General features: G+C 63.9%; 23 protein-coding genes. 17 read left to right on the forward strand and 6 right to left on the reverse strand.

Features of this window, described 5'->3' with window-relative positions; all coding sequences use genetic code 11:
• The first annotated feature begins 39 nt into the window (after positions 1 to 39).
• From JI745_RS00105 to JI745_RS00130, 6 genes are all read left to right on the forward strand, one after another.
• A complete protein-coding gene (locus JI745_RS00105; RefSeq protein ID WP_201802823.1) occupies positions 40 to 654 on the forward strand; it encodes a DUF4253 domain-containing protein in 615 nt (204 codons plus the stop codon).
• 104 nt (positions 655 to 758) lie between these two features.
• Positions 759 to 1229, forward strand: coding sequence for a hypothetical protein (locus JI745_RS00110; protein WP_201802824.1), 471 nt, complete (start codon positions 759 to 761; stop codon positions 1227 to 1229).
• An 88-nt stretch (positions 1230 to 1317) separates the two neighbouring features.
• Positions 1318 to 1698 carry a hypothetical protein gene (locus JI745_RS00115; RefSeq protein WP_201802825.1) on the forward strand — a complete coding sequence of 127 codons (381 nt, stop codon included), beginning with the start codon at positions 1318 to 1320 and terminating at the stop codon, positions 1696 to 1698.
• Positions 1699 to 2207: 509 nt separating this feature from the next.
• Positions 2208 to 2900, forward strand: a complete 693-nt coding sequence (locus tag JI745_RS00120) for a penicillin-insensitive murein endopeptidase (RefSeq protein ID WP_201802826.1) — start codon at positions 2208 to 2210, stop codon at positions 2898 to 2900.
• Positions 2901 to 2969: 69 nt separating this feature from the next.
• Positions 2970 to 3395: a hypothetical protein gene (locus tag JI745_RS00125; RefSeq protein ID WP_201802827.1), complete on the forward strand. Its 426-nt coding sequence runs from the start codon at positions 2970 to 2972 to the stop codon at positions 3393 to 3395.
• A 16-nt stretch (positions 3396 to 3411) separates the two neighbouring features.
• Complete coding sequence (locus tag JI745_RS00130) at positions 3412 to 3972, forward strand: hypothetical protein (protein WP_201802828.1); 561 nt, start codon at positions 3412 to 3414, stop codon at positions 3970 to 3972.
• Positions 3973 to 4036: 64 nt separating this feature from the next.
• Here JI745_RS00130 and JI745_RS00135 read toward each other — a convergent pair whose 3' ends face one another.
• Positions 4037 to 4438, reverse strand: a complete 402-nt coding sequence (locus JI745_RS00135; RefSeq protein WP_201802830.1) for a PIN domain nuclease — start codon at positions 4436 to 4438, stop codon at positions 4037 to 4039.
• Positions 4435 to 4629, reverse strand: coding sequence for a type II toxin-antitoxin system VapB family antitoxin (locus tag JI745_RS00140; protein WP_201802832.1), 195 nt, complete (start codon positions 4627 to 4629; stop codon positions 4435 to 4437). The genes JI745_RS00135 and JI745_RS00140 overlap by 4 nt, the downstream gene beginning before the upstream one ends.
• A gap of 238 nt (positions 4630 to 4867) precedes the next feature.
• Between JI745_RS00140 and JI745_RS00145 the strand changes: the two genes are divergently transcribed.
• The 6 genes from JI745_RS00145 to JI745_RS00170 all read left to right on the forward strand — a co-directional run bounded on the left by JI745_RS00145 (position 4868) and on the right by JI745_RS00170 (position 9781).
• Positions 4868 to 5221, forward strand: coding sequence for a DUF1801 domain-containing protein (locus tag JI745_RS00145; protein ID WP_236674856.1), 354 nt, complete (start codon positions 4868 to 4870; stop codon positions 5219 to 5221).
• Between the two features lie 961 nt (positions 5222 to 6182).
• Complete coding sequence (gene radC / locus JI745_RS00150) at positions 6183 to 6710, forward strand: DNA repair protein RadC (RefSeq protein ID WP_201802835.1); 528 nt, start codon at positions 6183 to 6185, stop codon at positions 6708 to 6710.
• Between the two features lie 725 nt (positions 6711 to 7435).
• Positions 7436 to 7969 (forward strand): single-stranded DNA-binding protein, encoded by a 534-nt coding sequence (locus tag JI745_RS00155; RefSeq protein WP_201802836.1) that lies wholly within the window; start codon positions 7436 to 7438, stop codon positions 7967 to 7969.
• Between the two features lie 96 nt (positions 7970 to 8065).
• Complete coding sequence (locus JI745_RS00160) at positions 8066 to 8926, forward strand: DUF932 domain-containing protein (RefSeq protein ID WP_201802837.1); 861 nt, start codon at positions 8066 to 8068, stop codon at positions 8924 to 8926.
• Positions 8927 to 9101: 175 nt separating this feature from the next.
• Positions 9102 to 9467, forward strand: a complete 366-nt coding sequence (locus JI745_RS00165; RefSeq protein WP_310738425.1) for a YlcI/YnfO family protein — start codon at positions 9102 to 9104, stop codon at positions 9465 to 9467.
• Positions 9464 to 9781: a type II toxin-antitoxin system RelE/ParE family toxin gene (locus tag JI745_RS00170; protein WP_201802838.1), complete on the forward strand. Its 318-nt coding sequence runs from the start codon at positions 9464 to 9466 to the stop codon at positions 9779 to 9781. Before JI745_RS00165 ends, JI745_RS00170 begins: the two co-directional genes overlap by 4 nt.
• A gap of 6 nt (positions 9782 to 9787) precedes the next feature.
• Here the strand turns inward: JI745_RS00170 and JI745_RS00175 are convergent, their stop codons facing one another.
• The 3 genes from JI745_RS00175 to JI745_RS00185 are packed head-to-tail and all read right to left on the reverse strand — an operon-like array spanning position 9788 to position 11318.
• On the reverse strand, positions 9788 to 10243 hold the full coding sequence (locus JI745_RS00175) for a hypothetical protein (RefSeq protein WP_201802839.1): 456 nt from the start codon (positions 10241 to 10243) through the stop codon (positions 9788 to 9790).
• Positions 10243 to 10947: a StbB family protein gene (gene stbB / locus JI745_RS00180; RefSeq protein WP_201802841.1), complete on the reverse strand. Its 705-nt coding sequence runs from the start codon at positions 10945 to 10947 to the stop codon at positions 10243 to 10245. The genes JI745_RS00175 and stbB overlap by 1 nt, the downstream gene beginning before the upstream one ends.
• Positions 10944 to 11318: a hypothetical protein gene (locus tag JI745_RS00185; RefSeq protein WP_201802842.1), complete on the reverse strand. Its 375-nt coding sequence runs from the start codon at positions 11316 to 11318 to the stop codon at positions 10944 to 10946. The genes stbB and JI745_RS00185 overlap by 4 nt, the downstream gene beginning before the upstream one ends.
• Before the next feature lie 380 nt (positions 11319 to 11698).
• On the opposite strand from JI745_RS00185, the gene JI745_RS00190 reads away from it, so the two are divergent.
• Together JI745_RS00190 and JI745_RS00195 are read left to right on the forward strand one after the other, a co-directional pair.
• Positions 11699 to 12265: a hypothetical protein gene (locus JI745_RS00190; protein ID WP_201802843.1), complete on the forward strand. Its 567-nt coding sequence runs from the start codon at positions 11699 to 11701 to the stop codon at positions 12263 to 12265.
• Positions 12262 to 13179, forward strand: coding sequence for a relaxase/mobilization nuclease domain-containing protein (locus JI745_RS00195; RefSeq protein WP_201802844.1), 918 nt, complete (start codon positions 12262 to 12264; stop codon positions 13177 to 13179). Before JI745_RS00190 ends, JI745_RS00195 begins: the two co-directional genes overlap by 4 nt.
• Before the next feature lie 111 nt (positions 13180 to 13290).
• Here JI745_RS00195 and JI745_RS00200 read toward each other — a convergent pair whose 3' ends face one another.
• Entirely contained in the window at positions 13291 to 14238 is a 948-nt protein-coding gene (locus JI745_RS00200) for a LysR family transcriptional regulator (protein ID WP_201802845.1), read from the reverse strand.
• Positions 14239 to 14397: 159 nt separating this feature from the next.
• Between JI745_RS00200 and JI745_RS00205 the strand changes: the two genes are divergently transcribed.
• Genes JI745_RS00205 through JI745_RS00215 form a run of 3 tightly spaced genes read left to right on the forward strand, consistent with a single transcriptional unit; the run spans position 14398 to position 18484 of the window.
• Entirely contained in the window at positions 14398 to 15906 is a 1509-nt protein-coding gene (locus JI745_RS00205; RefSeq protein ID WP_201802846.1) for an alpha/beta hydrolase, read from the forward strand.
• A gap of 13 nt (positions 15907 to 15919) precedes the next feature.
• Positions 15920 to 17434 (forward strand): alpha/beta hydrolase, encoded by a 1515-nt coding sequence (locus JI745_RS00210; protein ID WP_201802848.1) that lies wholly within the window; start codon positions 15920 to 15922, stop codon positions 17432 to 17434.
• A gap of 51 nt (positions 17435 to 17485) precedes the next feature.
• Complete coding sequence (locus JI745_RS00215; protein WP_201802849.1) at positions 17486 to 18484, forward strand: tripartite tricarboxylate transporter substrate binding protein; 999 nt, start codon at positions 17486 to 17488, stop codon at positions 18482 to 18484.
• Positions 18485 to 18496: the final 12 nt, after the last annotated feature.

An 18496-nucleotide genomic window follows, 5' to 3' on the forward strand; every position in this document is an offset into this window, starting at 1 on the left:
TTGCGCCGCCTCTCATGTCAAACGTTAGGCGTCCCAGAAATGATTCATCGCCGCACCCTCCTGCTTTCGATTGGTCTGCTGCCTGGCTACCTCGTAGGGGCTCAGCCGTCTTCATTGCTCGCTCAGGGAAGTCAGATACTGCAGGACGTGACAGGTCAGCCCGTTCGCGAGTTCTCTACCCAAGACTTTGGGCGAGGGGTGTATTCGGACGGGCCATCCGTTCTAGTCCCTGAGAAGCAAGCGGAGCGCCTACTCAATCTAGTCAGAACCAAGCTTCCAGCAGGGCTAGTGGCCTTCGTCGGCGTAACCAACAGCCATGCAACGCCAAAGCCGAACGGGGTCGAGCTTGTCGTGGCAGCCGGGAAAGACCAGTTCGACATCCTTCGCGTCGCAGCTACAGATGGGGTGAACCATGGGCTAAGTACCGAAGATTTCATCAAGGAGCTTGTGAGGTGGAACGATGAGTTCGGAATCGACATTTGGCAAGCTGAAACCGATGTTGTCCAACTGAGACCCAAGACACTGCCAAAGAACCTTCGTGCGTTCGCCAACCGCGTGTACAAGTTCTGCCCAGACATCGTTGACCAAGGTACCGGTGACGTTAGGAAGCTAGAGAAGTTGATTGCGCAAGAGAAGGCGGTGCTTCTGTGGTGAGATTGAGCGCGACGCCTAACCCTTCCATCGAGAGGACGTCGCCCGGCAAGCCGGGCGCCGCCTCTCATCTCAAACGTTAGGCGCCGTAAGGGAGAGAAAGCGCTATGGCAAAGGCACCTGAAGACACAAAGCCAGAAAGCTGGCAACGGTTCTTCGCTGTAACGGCGAATAACCAAGCATGGGACGTGGCAGAGCTGCCAAGCGCTCAAGTCGACAAGCTTGCGCTTCTTAACGCTGCGCACGCTTCAGCTTGGCACTGGCAAGCCGCCGGAAACGAACTGAACCACAAACGCGCACTCATGCTCCTGTCTCAGGCGCATGCTGTGGCTGGACTTGGACAATCTGCGTTGCTCTTCGCAGAGGAAATGCGAGCCTACTTTCTGGGTGAGCCCTCCACGCCCGATTGGGAGGTCGCCCTCACTCATGCGATCCATGCCAATGCTGCGCACGCCGCCGGCAAGCGTGAGCATCACCAAAGCTCCTATGCCTTGGCTCAGAGCGCTATGGCTGCAATCGCCGATCCAGAAGACAAAGCCATTGTTGTTCGGCTCTTCGAGCAGGTTCCGCGGCCATGAGGCAGTTCGCGGCGCCTAACCCTTCCATCGAGAGGACCCGCCCCGGCAAGCCGGGTCGAGCCTCTCATATCAAACGTTAGGCCGCGGAATGAAGCTGTCCTCATTGCAGATTGAGCCCGAGCCACTTACAGCGTTGACCGTCGAGGCTGGCAAGTTGCTCGCGGCCGGCAAGTTCTCAGACCTTGCTGAAAGACTGGGGTATGCAGTTGCGCTGGGGCGAAATCCGGCCACGGCGATTCAAGAAGATCTCAGATCGAGCCTTGCTGAGCTAGGAGACACGCAACTCGACTACGGCGCAGAGCCAGCAACACGGGTCAAGTACTTCAAACCAAACGACAACAATCTCTACGCCGTAGTTGAGTGCGTGTTGGCCACCACAGGCGGACACGGTGTTCTCATCGAGTTGGTTGTCTTCGGAGGAGGAAATGAATTTCATGCAACTCTTGAGCAAGTCAGCGCTGCGGCCTAACCCTTCCATCGAGAGGACGTCGCCCGGCAAGCCGGGCGTCGCCTCTCATGTCAAACGTTAGGCGTCACTAAGCATGAGCATTGCGCTCCAGTTGATCGCCAGTCTCGGGCTGCTAGTCGGCGTGTCGGCAGCAATCCTTTGGCTTGTCGAGGCAGTTTCGAAACGCATAGGCGAACGGAACACCTGGCTCCTATTCCTGGTAGCAACCCCTTCTGCGATCAGCCTGACTGCCACGCTGCTTAACTGGGAGAAGCTAGTTTGGTGGGAACGGCTCGTTTACCCTCTATCGGGACCTCTCGCAGCAGCGGCGCTTCTCTTTGTCGGCTTCGCAGCATTGAACCCCATAGATGCTGTGCTCTTGCTATGCACGCTCATTCGTTCAGGTTGGCGTGTTCTCGTGCAGCGAATCACAGGGCGGCAAAGTGACGCCTAGCCCTTCCATCGAGAGGACCCGCCCCGGCAAGCCGGGTCGGGCCTCTTATGTCTAACGTTAGGCCGCGTTTAGTTCGATGCTTCGATACGCTTTCCTTCTCTTTGCCACGCTCAGCGGGCTATCGGTTCAAGCGGTAGGCGCGCAGAGCCAGTGCTACGGCACAGTCAGCAACGGGCGCATCGAAAACAGCGTCAAGTTGCCAGGGAGCGGAAAAAACTTCAGCGCCTACAGCTCTCTAGGTACAACCGCCGGTCGAACTCACGTTCACTCCAAGGTCGCGGAGATCATCGTTACCGCGTATGGAGAGTTGGCGAAGAACCAGCCTTCAACTGTCTATGTGTACGGAGAAACCGGTTGGCCTGCCGGTGGTCGCCTGCGACCGCACCGAACTCACCAGAACGGCCTCTCTGTAGATTTCTTCGTCCCAGTTCGCAACGCTAAGGGGAAGTCAGTCCCACTGCCGGCAGGCGTCACGAACAAGTTGGGCTATGACATTGAGTTCGATCAAGCTGGCAAATACAACGAATACACGATCGACTTTCCTGCGCTAGCAGAGCACCTGTACCAACTACAACGGGTGGCCCAAGCGAGGGGCGTGGGCATCTCGCTGGTCATCCTTGATTCAGCTTACCTTCCGAAGCTGTTCGCTACGGCGCGCGGTCCGCATCTTCAGAAGACACTCCCCTTCATGAAGGGCAAGCCCTGGGTTCGCCATGATGAGCACTACCACGTTGACTTCAGTGTTCCGTGCAAGCCCAATGCGGCTTAACCCTTCCATCGAGAGGACGTCACCTGGCAAGCCGGGCGCCGCCTCTCATGTCAAACCGTTAGGCGTCACATGAACGTCATTCACTTCGGCACCGACTCCGAATACATCAAGCTAACGCTTCCTGGCTCCTACTCAAGAGAAGGTTGGGCACAGGCAAGCGTCGAAATTGCAGTGCATTGCTTTCGTGGAGAGATCAGCCCTTGGGTCGAGACAGTTGATTTCGAACTCTTCACCAAGCAACTGCGAAGCCTATATGAGTCACTGCAAGGCGAAGCCGAGTTCACACCCATTGAGCAGCAATTCACCATGAAGCTCGTCGCCAATACAGGCGGCCATATTCAAATCACCGGAGAAGCGTGGTCACTTGCGACCTACGAAAACAGGCTGTCTTTCGTGCTAGAGCTTGACCAGTCGTACCTCTTAGCTCCGCTGAGAGTCCTAGAAGGTTTGGTAGTACGGGGTGTGCCAGGTGCCGCCTCTCATGTCAAACGCTAGGCGCCAGAAGTCCAAAATGCGCAAGCTCGCCACTACGATCGCACTTCTCCTATGCGGCCACCTCGCTCACGCAGTTGAACTCACAGTCGTCACAGCAGGTGGCTACGTCCGGTTCAACGTGCCAGACGATTGGCAGGTGCTCAAAGCCCAAACGAAACCACCGGTCGCAGCCATCGTTTTCCAGATAGCCAATCCCGCTGATAGCGGAACGCCTCATTCCACGAACGTCATAGTCTCCCTGTTTGCCATGGATACCGAGCAAGGAAAAGCTGCCATGTCAGAGGTTGGCAAGCAATACGGCCCCGCCGTACCGACCGTTCGCACTCAAGACGGCTGGACGACCCATTCGCAGACCACAGAGCAGCAAGGCGCCAGGTACAACGTTGTTGATGCAGTTCGCAAAGCAGCCGACGTGACTGTGTCAATACGCTTCGCTTGGCCAGCTCTTCCGAACAATCCCGCAAACTACGACAAGTCCATGATCGATGCAATGCAAGCCGTTCAAAGATCCGTCGTAGGAGGTTTTGGGGTGCCGCCTGCAAGGCTAGGCGAAGTAATTCGCCGCCCGACTCAATGACGCGTAACCATTCCATCGAGAGGACATGCCCCGGCAAGCCGGGGCATGCCTCTCATGTCAAACGTTAGACGGCGGAACCCACGCAGCGCAGCCCAAGGTGCTGCTCAAAGGCATCGAAGTCACGATCGCTGTGAAGCAGTTGATGACCACTGACGATGCACCTAGTGGCGAGCACCACATCAATGGTGCCTCGCACGGTCAAACCGAGATGGCGCAGCTTTCTGTAGTTCTTCGCTGCCTCCACGATCACATCTTCGCCACCAAGAACCACGAGATCCAAGCGGCCCAAAAGACGCCGAACTTCGTTGAACTCCTTGTCGAACTTGCACCCCTGGAGAACCTCCATGAATATGAGGTCACCAATTGCGAGCTCTTGGGAGTCAAGAAGTCCTTCAAGCAGGTCAGTCTGCGCCGTTGGTCGCCCTCTGAAGTAGTCGATCCAAACGCTCGAATCCACAAGAATCACTTGTCACGCCTCATGGCATCGAGATCACCTTCCCAGGTAATCTTGCCGCGCAGCTTCCTAATTTCAGCTTGCTGCTTAAGCCGAAGCAAAGTCTTCAATCCAAGCTCCACGGCTTCGCGCTTGGTGCGCAAGCCAGTGGCACGCAGGGTGTCAGCCATGAGCTTGTCGTCAATCACGATGTTGGTTCGCATGATGTGCATACTTTCATTTCGGCATACACACTATACTTTGGCCGCGCGGTTAGGGCAAGGCACACCGCCGTCTAACCCTTCCATCGAGAGGACGTCGCCCGGCAAGCCGGTGGCCGCCGCTCATATAAAACGTTAGCCCACTGAAATTACGAACGGAGAACGCGTCGTGGCGCCTACAAAACCAAAACCTCCCGCGCATGCGACTGCCGCTGACACCACGGAAGCCGTGGACAAGTTCATGGAGACTCTCGAGCACGCCCACAAGGATGAAGTTCAGGCGATCCGAGAGCTGATCTTGTCGGCAAGCCCCAGCGTCGCTGAAGGCATTAAATGGAACGCTCCAAGCTTCCGGACCACAGAGTACTTCGCGACGACGAACCTGCGAGAGAAGAATGGGATCGGAATCATTCTTCACCTCGGAGCGAAAGTCAGAGAAGTAGCGCCCGGAGGCATGCCGATCGGCGATGCCAAAGGTCTGTTGCGGTGGTTAGCAAAGGACAGGGCGACGATCGTGTTCAAAGACATGCACGATCTCGATGCCAAGAAGTTGGCCTTCGTGGATGTCGTCCGTAGCTGGATCGCATACGTCTGAAGGCAAGGAGGTATTTCTATCGTGAGCACGCAGCGGCCTAACCCTTCCACCGAGAGGACCCGCCCCGTCAAGCCGGGGCGGGCCTCTCATGTCAAACGTTAGGCCTGACCAATGCTGCCCGCCGATCGAAGGTACTACGCAAAGCTCCTGAAGAAGACTCGCGAGTTCACCGTACGAATGGATCAAAAGGGGTGGTGCGATCTCCACCACGAGCACTTCGACTGGGACGGTCGAGGTAACGCAAGCAGAGCCCATCGAATCAAGCATCTGAATGCGCTTCTTAGAGCCCTCAGAAGAGCGCGGGCCGAACTCGCAGCCTATGGTCAACCTCATCAAGTCTTCGCATACATAGATCTGGAGAACTCGGCAGACGATGCGCTGTACGTCCATACGCCGAATCCGAATGGAACAGAGTTCCCAAATCCAATCGAATCAGTATCCGTTCCAGTTCCAGCGCCGCCTCTTCTCGCCGCCAGAGTTGACACAAAGCAGTACGAAGTCCGCCGCTATAGCGGTCAAGGTGACGCCATCTACTATGTGGTTCCCCGGGTGGGCAGTGAGGCCTAACCCTTCCATCGAGAGAACTCGCCCCGGCAAGCCGGGTCGAGCCTCTCATGTCAAACGTTAGTTCTCTTCCTTCTCCGGCTCTTCTAGTTGCCTTGAGGTGATGACCGCGAAAGCGGTCATTTAAGAGTCAGGTCTCGCTGCGTTCCGGACGGTCATTCGCTGGACGTCAGCTTGCGACGGACCAGCTCATCTCGGTGCTGGCTAGTTCAACATGGACAAGGTAGGGGTGTGGCTTTGCGGCTCCTCCATCGTCTCACGGCGTTCTCTCCGTCAAGGTCTGCGCGCGCCGCTTCGCTGTGCGCTTGCGGCCTTCGGCCGTCTGGCGAACCTGGACGGATGCGCTGCGCCGTGAGGCGTCCGTCACGGGCAATTCCGCCCGCTTCAGGAGCTGACCATGGCGACCGATCGCAATGTTCCTCGCGGTTCTTCCGTCGAATCGACCTTCCTCCTCGTACGTGACACCGCCACGGACCAATGTCGACCTGCGCAGGCTGACGAGGTGCTGCTGGCGGCGGAGCGCTTGCTGCGGCTGGCGATCCACGATCGCAGCGTGATGGATGCGCCGCGCACGGTGCGCGACTTCCTGCGCGTGCGTCTCGGCACACTCGAGCATGAGGTGTTCTCTGTCATGCTGCTCGATGCGCAGAACCGGCTGATCGAGTACGTCGAACTGTTCCGGGGCACGGTGACGCAGACATCGGTCTATCCGAGGGAGGTGGTCCGCGAGGCGCTGGTGAAGAACGCGGCCGGCGTGATCCTGGTGCACAACCACCCATCGGGCCTGTCGCAACCGTCGCGCGCGGACGAGTGCCTGACCCAGACCCTGGTCAAGGCGCTGATGCTGATCGACGTGCGTGTGCTGGATCACCTGGTGGTGACGCCTGGGCAGGTGACGTCGTTCGCAGAGAGCGGCTTGCTCTAGGCAAAGGGGGCTTCGGCCTCCTTTCTTTGCATCTGAAGTGAGCCCCTGTCGGGCGTGGATCGTTGCAGCGCGTTGTGCGTGGCAGCGTGCGCCGGGGTGGACCTCGCAGTTTGTCAGCCGGTCGAGTCGAGGTGGGGAGCCGCCCTCATCGAGCCGGGCCGGGACACATGCCTGCGCTCCGTGCGGCGACGGTTTCCACCGTTGCTGTTGACAAGCTTGTGGAGCGCGGCGCGCTGATCGCGGGGAAACGAGCAAACGGGTGGGGCGAGTCAGATCGCCCGAGAAATGATCATCGTCGTGCGGGCCGCGCGCGGCGGCCTGAAGTGATCGGGCGGGCTCGACCCCCGCGCCAGGCGAGCTGGCACGGCGTTCGCGGGGCCGCCGGCCCTCAGGACACGGGGCGGTCCCTTCGCTGCATCCGATGCGCCAGCCAGGCTGTCACACCGTCTGCGGTCGTGGGGACCTCTGAAACGCCGAGGCAGCGAACGCCGGATCAGCCCACCGCGACCCCCCTTTCGCCCCCGTCTTGGGTGAGGGGACTGCAGGGGGGATCTTCATACGGTGGGCCGGGTGACCGGCTCACCGTCATCGCTGCTGAAGGAACCGAAAGGCCACCCCACCCCCCGCCCGCCCCAGGGCGGGTGCGAGGAAGTCCAACCGAAAGGATCAGTTTGAAGGGCCCGGGTCCTGGGTCCGGCTGGTGTCTTTCGTTCAAGGAGATTTCCATGGCCAATGTTCAAGTCATCCAACGCAATGCCCGCTTCGCCGGTCCCGTGCGCCTCGAATACGTCAGCGGGCGTGATGGGCAGGTCGCCAAGGGGGTCGTGACCGCCATCAGCAATGTGCGGTGGGGCAGTGGCGAGGCGCGCGAGGAGGAGACCACGGCGATTCAATGGACGCTGTGGGGCAGGCAGGCGGAGTCCGCTGCCGGGTACCTGGGCAAGGGCAGCCGCGTCAACATCGTCGGCCGCGTGCGCAACAACAACTACGAAAAAGACGGCCAGATGGTCTACGGCATGACCTTCACCGTCGAGGACCTCGACTACCTGGACACGAAGGCCGAAGGCGAGGCGCGACGCGGCCGCGAGCAGTCGGGAAAATCGACGAACGGCCCGATGCACAGCGCGGGTGATGTGTCGGGGTCACGTCCGGTCGCCCCGAACCGCAAGGCCGCACGTCCTTCGTCCCGCTCGGTTGCACGTCCGCCGTCCGTCACGAACGTCGCCAAGCCGGACGCCCACACGGACGTTCCGTTCTGAGCCCGCGCTTCCCGATCACAACACGTTCCCATCCAGCGCAGCGGCGGCGTGCCGGTGACGGTGCCAGTCGCTTCGCCCAACCTCAGGAGGTTCCGCATGAACACCCACACCCGACTGGCGACCCGCTTCGCCGGCACCACGCGCAGCCTGCGCAGCGAGACAGTTCTGGACGAGCAGCAGATGCGCGCCGTGGCGCCGTCGATCTTCGCCGAGTGCAAGCACGTGAGCCGCTCCGAGCGATACACCTACATTCCGACCATCGACGTCCTGCGAGGGCTTCGCTGCGAAGGCTTCGAGCCTTTCATGGTGGCCCAGGGCAGGTGCCGCGCGCCAGGCAAGGAGGATTTCACCAAGCACCTGATCCGCCTGCGCCACGCGCGGGACGGAGATGGCGCGGCCCGCGCGCGCCCCGAGGCCCACGAGATCATCCTGATCAACAGCCATGACGGCGCGAGCTCTTACCAGATGCTCGCCGGTGTGCTGCGCTTCGTGTGCCTCAACAGCCTGGTGGTGGGCGACATCGCGCACGACATCCGGATCCCCCACAAGGGCAACATCCAGGGCGAGGTGATCGAAGGGGCGTTCCGTGTGCTGGAGGACTTCGAGACCATCGACGCGTCCACCGAAGGCATGAAGTCGGTCACGCTTCAATCCGCAGAGGAGCAGGCCTTCGCGCGTGCGGCGCTCGCGCTGCGCTATGCGCAGCATCCGGCGGGCGTGCCGGTGCCCATCACGGCCGAACAGCTTGTCGAGCCGCGTCGCATGGAAGACCGCGGGGCGAGCCTCTGGGACAGCTTCCAGCGCGTGCAGGAGAACTTGCTGCGCGGCGGTCTGCGCGGGCGCACCGTGCAGGGCCGGCGCATGCGCACCCGCGAGGTCGGGAGCATCGATCGTGGCGTGAGCCTGAACCGCGCGCTGTGGACGCTGGCCGAGGAGATGCGCAAGCTCAAGGCGTGACCTGCTCTCCGCTGAATCCTGGGAAGGATTCAGCGGACGGCGCGGCGCAGGGCAGGGGACGATCTACTTGGTCGCGCGGTGTGGTCGACTTGAACGGCGTCGGCCGGCCATCGAGGACCGGCCGATGCCTTCATCGCCTCGCCGTGCCGATTCGCCAACCTGGAGGACCGAAGGCATGTCCGAACCGCTATTCGTCCCGTTTCCCATCGTCGCGGAAAACGATCGTCCCGGTGCATCGCAATTGCGATACGATGGGGCCATGAAGACCGCCACCATTCCGTCCATCCGCGTCGAGCCCGAGTTCCGGGACGAGGTGGAAGCCGTCCTGGCGGAGGGCGAGACGCTCTCCCAGTTTGTGGAAGCTGCCGTTCGTGCCAGCGTCGCGCGGCGGCAGACCCAGGCCGAGTTCATCGCACGCGGGCTGCGCTCGCGCGACGAAGCGCGGCGCACCGGTGACTATGTCTCGGCCGATGCGGTGGTCGTCGGCTTGCAGCGCAAGCTGGACGCGGCGCGCAAGCGGCTGGCCAAGCCCCGGAAGTGAGCTTCAGGGTCCGCTTCACGCGTGCGGCCCAGTGGGACCTCGATCGCCTCTTCGATTTCATCCTGGAGCGTGAACTGCGCAGCGAGACAGGCGACCTGTCCCTGCCCGAGCAGGCGCTCGCCGCAGTGCAGGCCGGGATCGCCACGCTGCGCAGTTCTCCGTTTACCTGCCGCAAGGCCGGCGACTCCGCCTTCCTGCGGGAGCTCGTGATTTCGTTCGGGCGTTCCGGCTACGTGGCGCTCTTCGAGATCGTCGGCGCGGACGAGATCGTCGTCCTGGCGGTGCGCCACCAGCTGGAAGACGACTACCACTGAGGCGGATCAGCGGAGGGGAAAGCCCCAGGTCATCAGCGACCAGGTGAGGGCGCTGGAGGCCAGCGACGCCACGCCGGCTGCCATCGTGCACATGAACCATTGGCGCCAGGGGCGTTCCAGCCGGTGGCGAAGCTGCTCGAGAGGTTGAAGCAGCTGACGACGGGCCGCGGCCATCTCCGTCCCGAAGGCCGCGCGCGCCGACTCGCTCATCGCCTGCGTCTGGAGACGCAGCACGTTCGCGGTGCTCTCGCGCGTGCGGCGGGCGATGTACTCGGCCGTTGACAGCTTGGCCTTTTCGGTCAGCAGGACCATCTGTCCTTCGAAGTGGGCGAGCTGGTCGGCCAGGTCGACGCGTGCACGCTCGAGCGCCGGGACCAGGACCTCGACCCTGTCGAGCACCCGCGCCATGTCGCCCAGCATCTCCGCAATCAGGGCCTCGCGGGCGGTGGGTGGGTGCGACATCACGCCAGCGCCAGCCGAAGGGCCGTGAAGCAGGCGTCCAGTTGCGGGACGACACCCCGTGCGAGGCGATGGAGCGCCAGGCGCTGCGCCAGAGCCAGCACCTCCGAGCGGGAGGCGGCACGGGCAATCTCTGCCTTGTAGTCCGTCGCGTCGCCGGCCAGCTCGACGAGCGATCGTGTGCTGCTGCGGACAAGCGAATACACCTCGTTGTACGGCAGCACGATGGCCGGGTCGGGCTGCACGACACGCGACGCCGCGCAGTACGCCAGCAGCGTCTCGAAGGACCGCTCCAGCGGGTCGTCGTCGTCGACCTGGTTGAACAGCAGCCGCAGCCTGGCCGGTGGAACGCCGATGCGCGCGAGCTCCTCCAGGGTGGCGGCCGTGTCCTGCTGCTGCTTGCGCGCCGGCACCGTCGGCACGACGAAGACATCGAAGTCTTCCTGGCTGTCGCGGTAGCGCAGCATCAGCCTGAGCAGCTCCTCGACGTTGCTCGCGCCGATGTCGATCACGGCGTTGTCGGGGCCCTGGAGGAACTCCTGCAGCTGCGCAAATTGCCGGCCGCGGATGGTCACCGACGGGCCCTCGTCGGCGTTGATGCTCTCCACCGCCACGAGCTGGCAGTCGGGGATGCGCGGGGCCAGCAGGTGGCGGGCCACGGTGGTCTTGCCGACGTTCCCGGAGAAGTTGATGACGGCGATCTTCATGAAGCCTCCTCGGATCGGAACAGGGGGTTGCTGGGGTGGGCCGCGAAGAAAGCCTCGGCGACGCGGCGACCGCGGGGACCTGCCGCAATCGCCGGCCCGGGACCACGTACACCGGCGTCCGGTCTCTCCGTCGGGCGTGGCACGACATCCGGCCCGTTTTGATGGAAGGCCTCCTCGAGGCTCGGGCGCTTCTGCGGACGTCGCACCTCGCGCCGAAGCGAAGCTTCCGTCGTCGTGATGCCCACGTCCTGCAGCGCCTCGAGGATCGCTGCATAGGTGTAGCCTTCCGCGCGCATGCGCAGGATCTCGGCGGCGTACGCGCCGGCCTTGCGGTCGACACGTCCGGGAGGACGTTTGGGCTGGAGTTGCACGACGGTCTCGCGGTGGAATGCCGCCAATCTAGGTGCCGTGTGCAGCGCCTCGCTCGATGATTTGCGGGAGGGAATCAGCGGCTGCCCGTCGGAAGTTCGCCTGCTGCCCAGCGCCGTCCGGCGCGTCGTGGACCCATCTTCGGCGGCTTCGCGGCGGGGCTGCCGGGTACCGGTCGCTTGTCCGTCGGCTCAGCGTCGCGTTGCCGTCGCGTCTGCGCCGGCGGCTTGTCGCGTCACGGCGCGCCGTGCGCTGATTTTCTGCCTGGAATCGTCGCTCGTGGGACCTCCTCACGACTCGATACTGAATCCATGGTGATTGCAGGATAGGCGGCACGCCGCCGAGTTCACACACGCTACTCCGCTTCTCGATTCGCAGGCTCATGCACACCCCTCCGCGCGACTTCGTCTCCGTCGACATGCGTGGCCTGAAGGCCGCGCTGCAGACGCGGTCGCGCGAGAGCGGCCGCAGCGTGTCGGACCTGGTGCGGACCGCCGTGGCCGGATGGCTCGGCGCGGCGCATCTCGCCCCATCCGACACGATCCCCGATGCCAGCGACGGACATGCGACCCTGAAGGTGTCGATCCGCCTACATCGCACCGACGTCGAGCTGCTCGCCGCCCGTGCAAAGGACGCCGGCGTGTCACGAGGCGCCTTGATCCGTGGACTGCTCACCGAGGTCCCCGCGATGACGCAGTCCATGGCCAGGCCTGCGGACGTTCTCTCAGCGCTCGTGTGTTCCAACGCGCAGGTCGCGGCTCTCGGCAAACACGTCTCCCGGCTCTGCCTTCTTCTTGAACACGGCGATGGATTGGCGGCGAGGCAGTACCGCATGCAACTGACAGGACTCGTGGATGAACTGCGTCAGCACCTCAGGCTCACGACGGAGGCGCTCGAGCTCCTGCGCGGCCGACGCGGCGGCGCGCCCACCCGGACGCGAAGCCCATGAGAGGAGACCCCCGCATCGATGGTCTGCTCGTCCAGTGGGGCGACCGGCTGTTCTATCCCGGCAATCGCAGCCGCGAAAGCTCAGCGCCTCGTCTGACCGGTCAGGCACTCCGCTCGCGTGCGAACCACTTTCGTGAGCGCATCGCCGCGACCGTCGTGCGCCGAGCGCCCCAGGTCATGGTCAAGGTGACCGGAGGAGGGCGGGGCATGCGGGCCATCGCGGCGCACTTCCGCTACATCAGCAAGAACGGTCGGTTGGAAGTAGAGGACGAGCAGGGCCACAAGCTTCGCGGGAAGGAGGCCGTGAAACTCATGGTGGAGGACTGGCAGTGGGGTGGCAGCCACATCCAGGAGGCGGGGAGCCGACGCGAGGCCTTCAACATCATCCTGTCGATGCCGAACGGAACGGACCCGTCGATCGTTCAGCGAGCCGCGCGTGAGTTCGCACAGGGCGAGTTCGAGGATCACAAGTACGTGATGGTGCTGCATGACCACCAGGCCAATCCCCACGTGCACCTGAGCGTCCGTGCGGAGTCGGTCCACGGCAGGCGCTTGAATCCGCGCAAGGCCGATCTGGCGCGATGGCGGGAAACCTTCGCGGAGAAGCTGCGGGGATGGGGGATCGAGGCCGAGGCGTCGCGGCGGGGCGTGCGAGGGCCGACGACATCGCCGGCTCCGCTTTGGCGCCTCAAGGCGGCGGCAGAAGGGAGGCTGCGCCGCCTCTCGAGCGACAGGCCGACTCAGGCGCCCATGCCGGCTCACGTGCTCGAGGCGTGGCACGAACTGGCTCGGGCGCTGTCGGGGTCATCGTCTGAAGCCGATCGCCGCCTCGGAGCCCGTCTTCAGCAAGCGCGTGACAAGGCGCGTGGGCCTGAGACGCGCGAGGTCGGCCCCAGACCGGTGGGTGGCCGGTGAGCGGAGAGGGCCCGGTGGTCGGCGCGACGCGCGGCGGAGATGCGATGCGCGCTCAACGCGGCCGCGCTGGAACGTGATGAAGAGGGCGGCGCGAGGCCCGCCGGAGCAGGCCTAAGGAGCGAGGCTGGAGGATGGCAGGGAGGTTTCTTCAGACGGTTCGCGCGTTGATGCGCCGGCCCTGGCCCGCTCCAGGACGAAATCGATGAAGGCGCGCATCGCGCGTGTCTGGTGGCGGTGCGGCGTGTACAGCAGGTACAGCTGGCTGCCGAAGATGCTCAGCCGGTAGTCGTCGAGCGCGGTGAGCACCTCGCCGCGTTCCACGGCGTCCTGCACCACGTACTGCGGCACGAAGCCGACGCCGAGGCCTGCGAGGATGGCCTGTCGCATGAACGGATAGTTCTCGGAGATCAGCGTCGGTTCCAGCACGATCTCGTGCCGCTCGCCGCCGCGATACGCGGACATGCGCGTCTCGCGTCCGTAGACGATGGGCGTTATCAGCGGTGCCGATCGCAATTCCTGCAGCGTCTTCGGCAGGCCATGACGCGATGCGTAGTCCTGCGAGGCGCACGCGATGTATCGCACTGCACCCATCTCGCGGGCGACCAGCGCCTGAGGCGGCTCGTTCAGCACGCGGATCGCGACGTCGACCTCGTCGCTCAACAGGTCGTCCAGCCTGTGCTGGAAGTGAACGTGAAGGACGATGCCGGGGTAGAGCCGCTTGAATTCGATCAGCCAGTCGGCCATCACCATCTGGCCGTAGCCGCTGGGCACGGCCACACGCACTCGGCCATGCAGGCTGCGCCCGAGATTGGCCACCATCTCGCGGGCCGCGAGCAGTTCGTTCTGGATCGACAGGCCGTGCTGGTAGAGACGCAGCCCGACCTCGGTCGGTTCGACGCGACGCGTGGTCCGTCGCAGCAGCTGCACCCCCGCCGCCTTCTCCAGCTGGTTCAGGTGGTAGCTGACGTTTGCGCGCGTCATGTTCAGCTTGCGGGCGGCCTGGCTCAGGTTGCCCGCTTCGATGATTTCGACCAGCAAGGTCAGTGCGCTGAGGTCCATGCAAGTGTCAAAGAGTGTTTGACAGTCTGTTCAATGGCTCTGGAATTGTCAAGAAGAGTGGGCTGTTTGAACAATCTGTCCGTGCTCTGCATGTCGCCCATGTGACGGCGCAGCAGAGGACGGAATCACGACGACATAAACCCATAAATGGAGACAGCCATGAACCTTTCCGCCTTCTTGCGCCTTGGCGTGCTGCCGGCTGCCGTGCTTCTCACCGCGTGCGGTGGGGACGACGGCAGCGCCGCCGAAACCGATCCGGTCGTGTCCGGCGAGACGCGGCCGCACGACACGCGCACCTTCACGATCGCCGCGCTGGATTCGACCGCCGTCTATCCGGACTACGCTGCCGGCCCCGGGGGGCAACACAGCTTCACCGCGGTGACTGGGTTCGAGGGAAGCAGCCGCTGGGCCGGGGAACTGAACGGTTCCGCCTACCGCATCGAAGTGCCGGCGAACTGGAACGGCGAGCTGGTGATGTACACGCACGGCTACCGGGGCACGGGCTCCGCTGTGAGAGTCGACAACCCCTCCATCCGCCGTCACCTGCTGCAACAGGGCTATGCCTGGGCCGCGTCCAGCTACAGCAAGAACTACTACGACGTGCGCGCCGGCATCGAGGACACCAATGCCCTGGCCCTGGCGTTCAACAGCATCGCCACCGCGAAAGGGCGCACGCTGGCCACGCCGACGAAGATCTTCATCATCGGCCATTCGATGGGCGGGCACATCGCGGCCGCGGCCGTCGAAGCCGAGACCGTGGCGCAGGCCAGGAACCGGGTCGCCTACGCCGGCGCCGTGCCGATGTGCGGCGTGACCGGCGACCTGGCGTTGTTCGACACGTTCGCGGCCATGCAGATCACGGCTCAGGCGGTCGCCGGCTTCGCCAGCAGCCCGTTGGCGAATCCCGGCTGGTCGTCTGTCGCTCCCCAGGTCAACGCCGCCCTCTGGTCGAGCATGCCGTCGCCTGCCAGCCCCACCGCCCCCTTCACACCCACGGCACTGGGTGAGAACTATGTGTCCATCCTCAAGCACCTGACCGGCGGTGAGCGTCCCCTGTTCCGCCTGGGCCTGACGATGCCTGGTAGTTCCTTCGGCTCCTCCTACGGTGTCTTTGGTGGCAATGGCACGGTCACCGGCATCCTCAACAAGTGGGCGACCGACACGACGCGCTTCACTTACACCATCGATGGCAATGCGACGGCCAGCGCCGCGATCAATGCGTCGGCACAGCGGGTGAGGGCGGAACCCCTGTCCAACGCGCGCCGCCCCGACGGACTGCGGTGGGTTCCCAAGGTCAATGGCGAGGTGCGTGTGCCGGTGGTGGCCATCCACACGCTCGGCGACCTGTTCGTGCCCTTCAGCATGATGCAGGTCTACCGTCAGCGCGCCGAAGCCAAGGGCCGCGGCCACCTTCTCGTGACCCGTGCCATCCGGGGCATCAGCCATTGCGATTTCACCGAGGCAGAACAAAGCGAAGCGTTTGACGCGATGGTGCAGTGGGAGAGGACGGGGGTGAGGCCCGCGGGCGACGACATCGTCACACCTTCGGTGGTCGCCGCCCCGAACTTCGGCTGCACCTTCACGCGCGCGCCCGTTCCCGGCACGGACTCGGCCTTCGTCGTCGGACTGCGCGGTCAGATCACCGGCGCCGGCGCCACCTGTCCGTGAGCGAGGGCCCAGCATGAGAGTGCCTTTCGTTCTTTCACTCCGCGTGCTGGTGCCCGCGCTGCTTCTCACCGCGTGCGGTGGGGGCGGTGCGAGCTCCAGCGCCGGGGAATCGGAACCTGTCGTCTCCGGCGAAACGCGGCCGCAGGACGCGCGCAGCTTCACCGTCGCGGCACTGGATTCGACGGCTGTCTATCCGGACTACCAGCCCGGCTCGGGCGGGGTGCCCAGCTTCACGGCCGTGCCTGGCTTCGAGGGCAGCAGTCGCTGGGGCGGAGAACTGAACGGTGCTGCCTATCGCATCGAAGTGCCGTCGAACTGGAACGGCGAACTGGTGATGTACACGCACGGCTACCACGGCACGGGGGCGGTGTTGACGGTCGAGACCCCCTCGATCCGGCATCACCTGCTGCAACTGGGCTATGCCTGGGCCGCGTCCAGCTACAGCAGGAACTACTACGACGTGCGGGCCGGCATCGAGGACACCAATGCCCTGGCCCTGGCGTTCAACAGCATCGCCGCCGCGAAGGGGCGCGCGCTGGCCACGCCGTCGAAGATCTTCATCATCGGCCATTCGATGGGCGGACACATCGCGGCCGCCGCCGTCGAAGCGGAGACGGTGGCGCAGGCCAGGCATCGGGTCGTGTACGCCGGCGCCGTGCCGATGTGCGGAGTGACCGGGGACATGGCGCTGTGGGACACCTTTGCGGCAATGCAGATCGGTGCTCAGGCGGTTGCCGGGTTCGCGAGCCGCCCCCTGCCAAACCCGAACTGGTCGTCGATCTCGCCCCAGGTCAATGCAGCCCTCTGGTCGAGCTTTCCGTCGCCGGCCACGCCGACCGCGTCCGCCACACCGACGGTGCTGGGTGAGCACTATGTGTCCATCCTCAAGCACCTGACGGGTGGCGAGCGCCCGTTGTTTCGCCTGGGACTGGCCGCTCCGGGCAGCTCGCTGGCTCTGGCATTCGGCGTCTTCGGCGACGACGGCACGATCGGCGGCATCCTCAACAAGTGGGGAACCGACACGACGCGCTTCTCGTACACCGTCGAGGGCAACCCGGCAGTGAGCGCCGCCATCAGCGGGCGGGTGCAGCGGGTCAGCGCCGAGCCGCAGGCGAATGCGCGCCGCAGCGACGGATTGCGCTGGATGCCCAGGGTGAACGGCGAGGTGCAAGCGCCGGTCGTGGCCATCCACACGCTGGGCGACCTGACGGTGCCGTTCAGCATGATGCAGATCTACCGCCAGCGCGCCGACGCGAAAGGGAACGGCGATCGCCTCGTCACCCGCGCCATTCGCGGCATCCACCATTGCGATTTCACGGTGGCCGAACAGAACGAAGCGTTCGACGCCATGGTCCAGTGGGTGAGGACCGGCGTGAAACCATCGGGCGACGACGTCGTCACGCCTTCGGTGGTGGCAGCGCCGCACTTCGGTTGCACGTTCTCGCGTGCGCCCGTGGCTGGCGTCGATGCAGATTCAACCATCGCCTTGAGAGGCCTGGTGACCGCATCGGGCGCCACGTGCCCTTGATGGCCGCCCATCCCCACAGATTCCCGACCCAGCAGTTTAAGGAGACCCGCGATGCAATTTCGCCCCCACCCACGACGCCATCTGATGCACGCCGTCGCGTGCATGGTCTTGGCCCTCGGCCTGCCCGTGCAGGCCCAAACGACCGCGTTCCCGACCAAGCCGGTGCGCATCGTCGTGCCGTTCCCGCCAGGTGGCGCGACCGACATCCTGGCACGTCTCCTGGCCGACAAGCTGGCGCCTGCGCTCGGTAAGCCGGTGATCGTCGACAACAAGGCGGGCTCTTCAGGGGTGCTCGGGACCGACATCGTGGCCAAGTCGCCCGCCGATGGCCACACCCTGGTGCTGAGCCTCAGCAACTCGCTCCTGACCAATCAGTTCCTCTACGCGAGGATGCCCTATGAGATCTCACGCGACCTGACTCTCGTCTATCAGATCGCGACCGGGCCGGTGGTGCTCCTCGTGCATCCGAGCATTCCCGCCAACACGGCGCAGGAACTCCTGAAACACGTCAGCGCGAAGAAGGGGAAGCTCTCCTACGGCTCATGGGGCATCGGCTCGTATGCGCATCTCGCCGGCTCCCACATGAGCGCCACGCAGAAGGCCGAGATGTCGCACATCCCCTACAAGGGCGAGGCGGCGATGATCCAGGATCTCCTTGGCGGACAGCTCGACATGGCGTACGCCAGCGCGCTGCAGGCCAAACCCCATATTGAAGCCGGGAAGCTCAAGGCGATCGGGGTCACCGGCGAAAGCCGCATGGCAACGCTGCCCAACGTGCCCACGCTTCGGGAGCAAGGTTTGACGGACGAGGCGTATCGCGTCACCGGGTGGCTGGGCATTGCCGTTCCATCGGGGACGCCTCCCGCGGTGGTTCGTCGCATCGCTGCTGAAGTGCGCGCGGCCGTGCAGCTGCCCGATGTGCGGGACCGGATCGCCGCCATGGGATTCGAGGTGCGGGACAGTTCACCCGAAGCCTTTGCAGCGGTCTACAAGAAGGAGCTTCCGATCTGGGAGCGCCTGATCAAGCAGTCCGGGGCCACGCTCGAATGACCCCATGAGTCC

Source organism: Piscinibacter sp. HJYY11 (assembly GCF_016735515.1).
In the GTDB taxonomy this organism is placed as follows: domain Bacteria; phylum Pseudomonadota; class Gammaproteobacteria; order Burkholderiales; family Burkholderiaceae_C; genus Rhizobacter.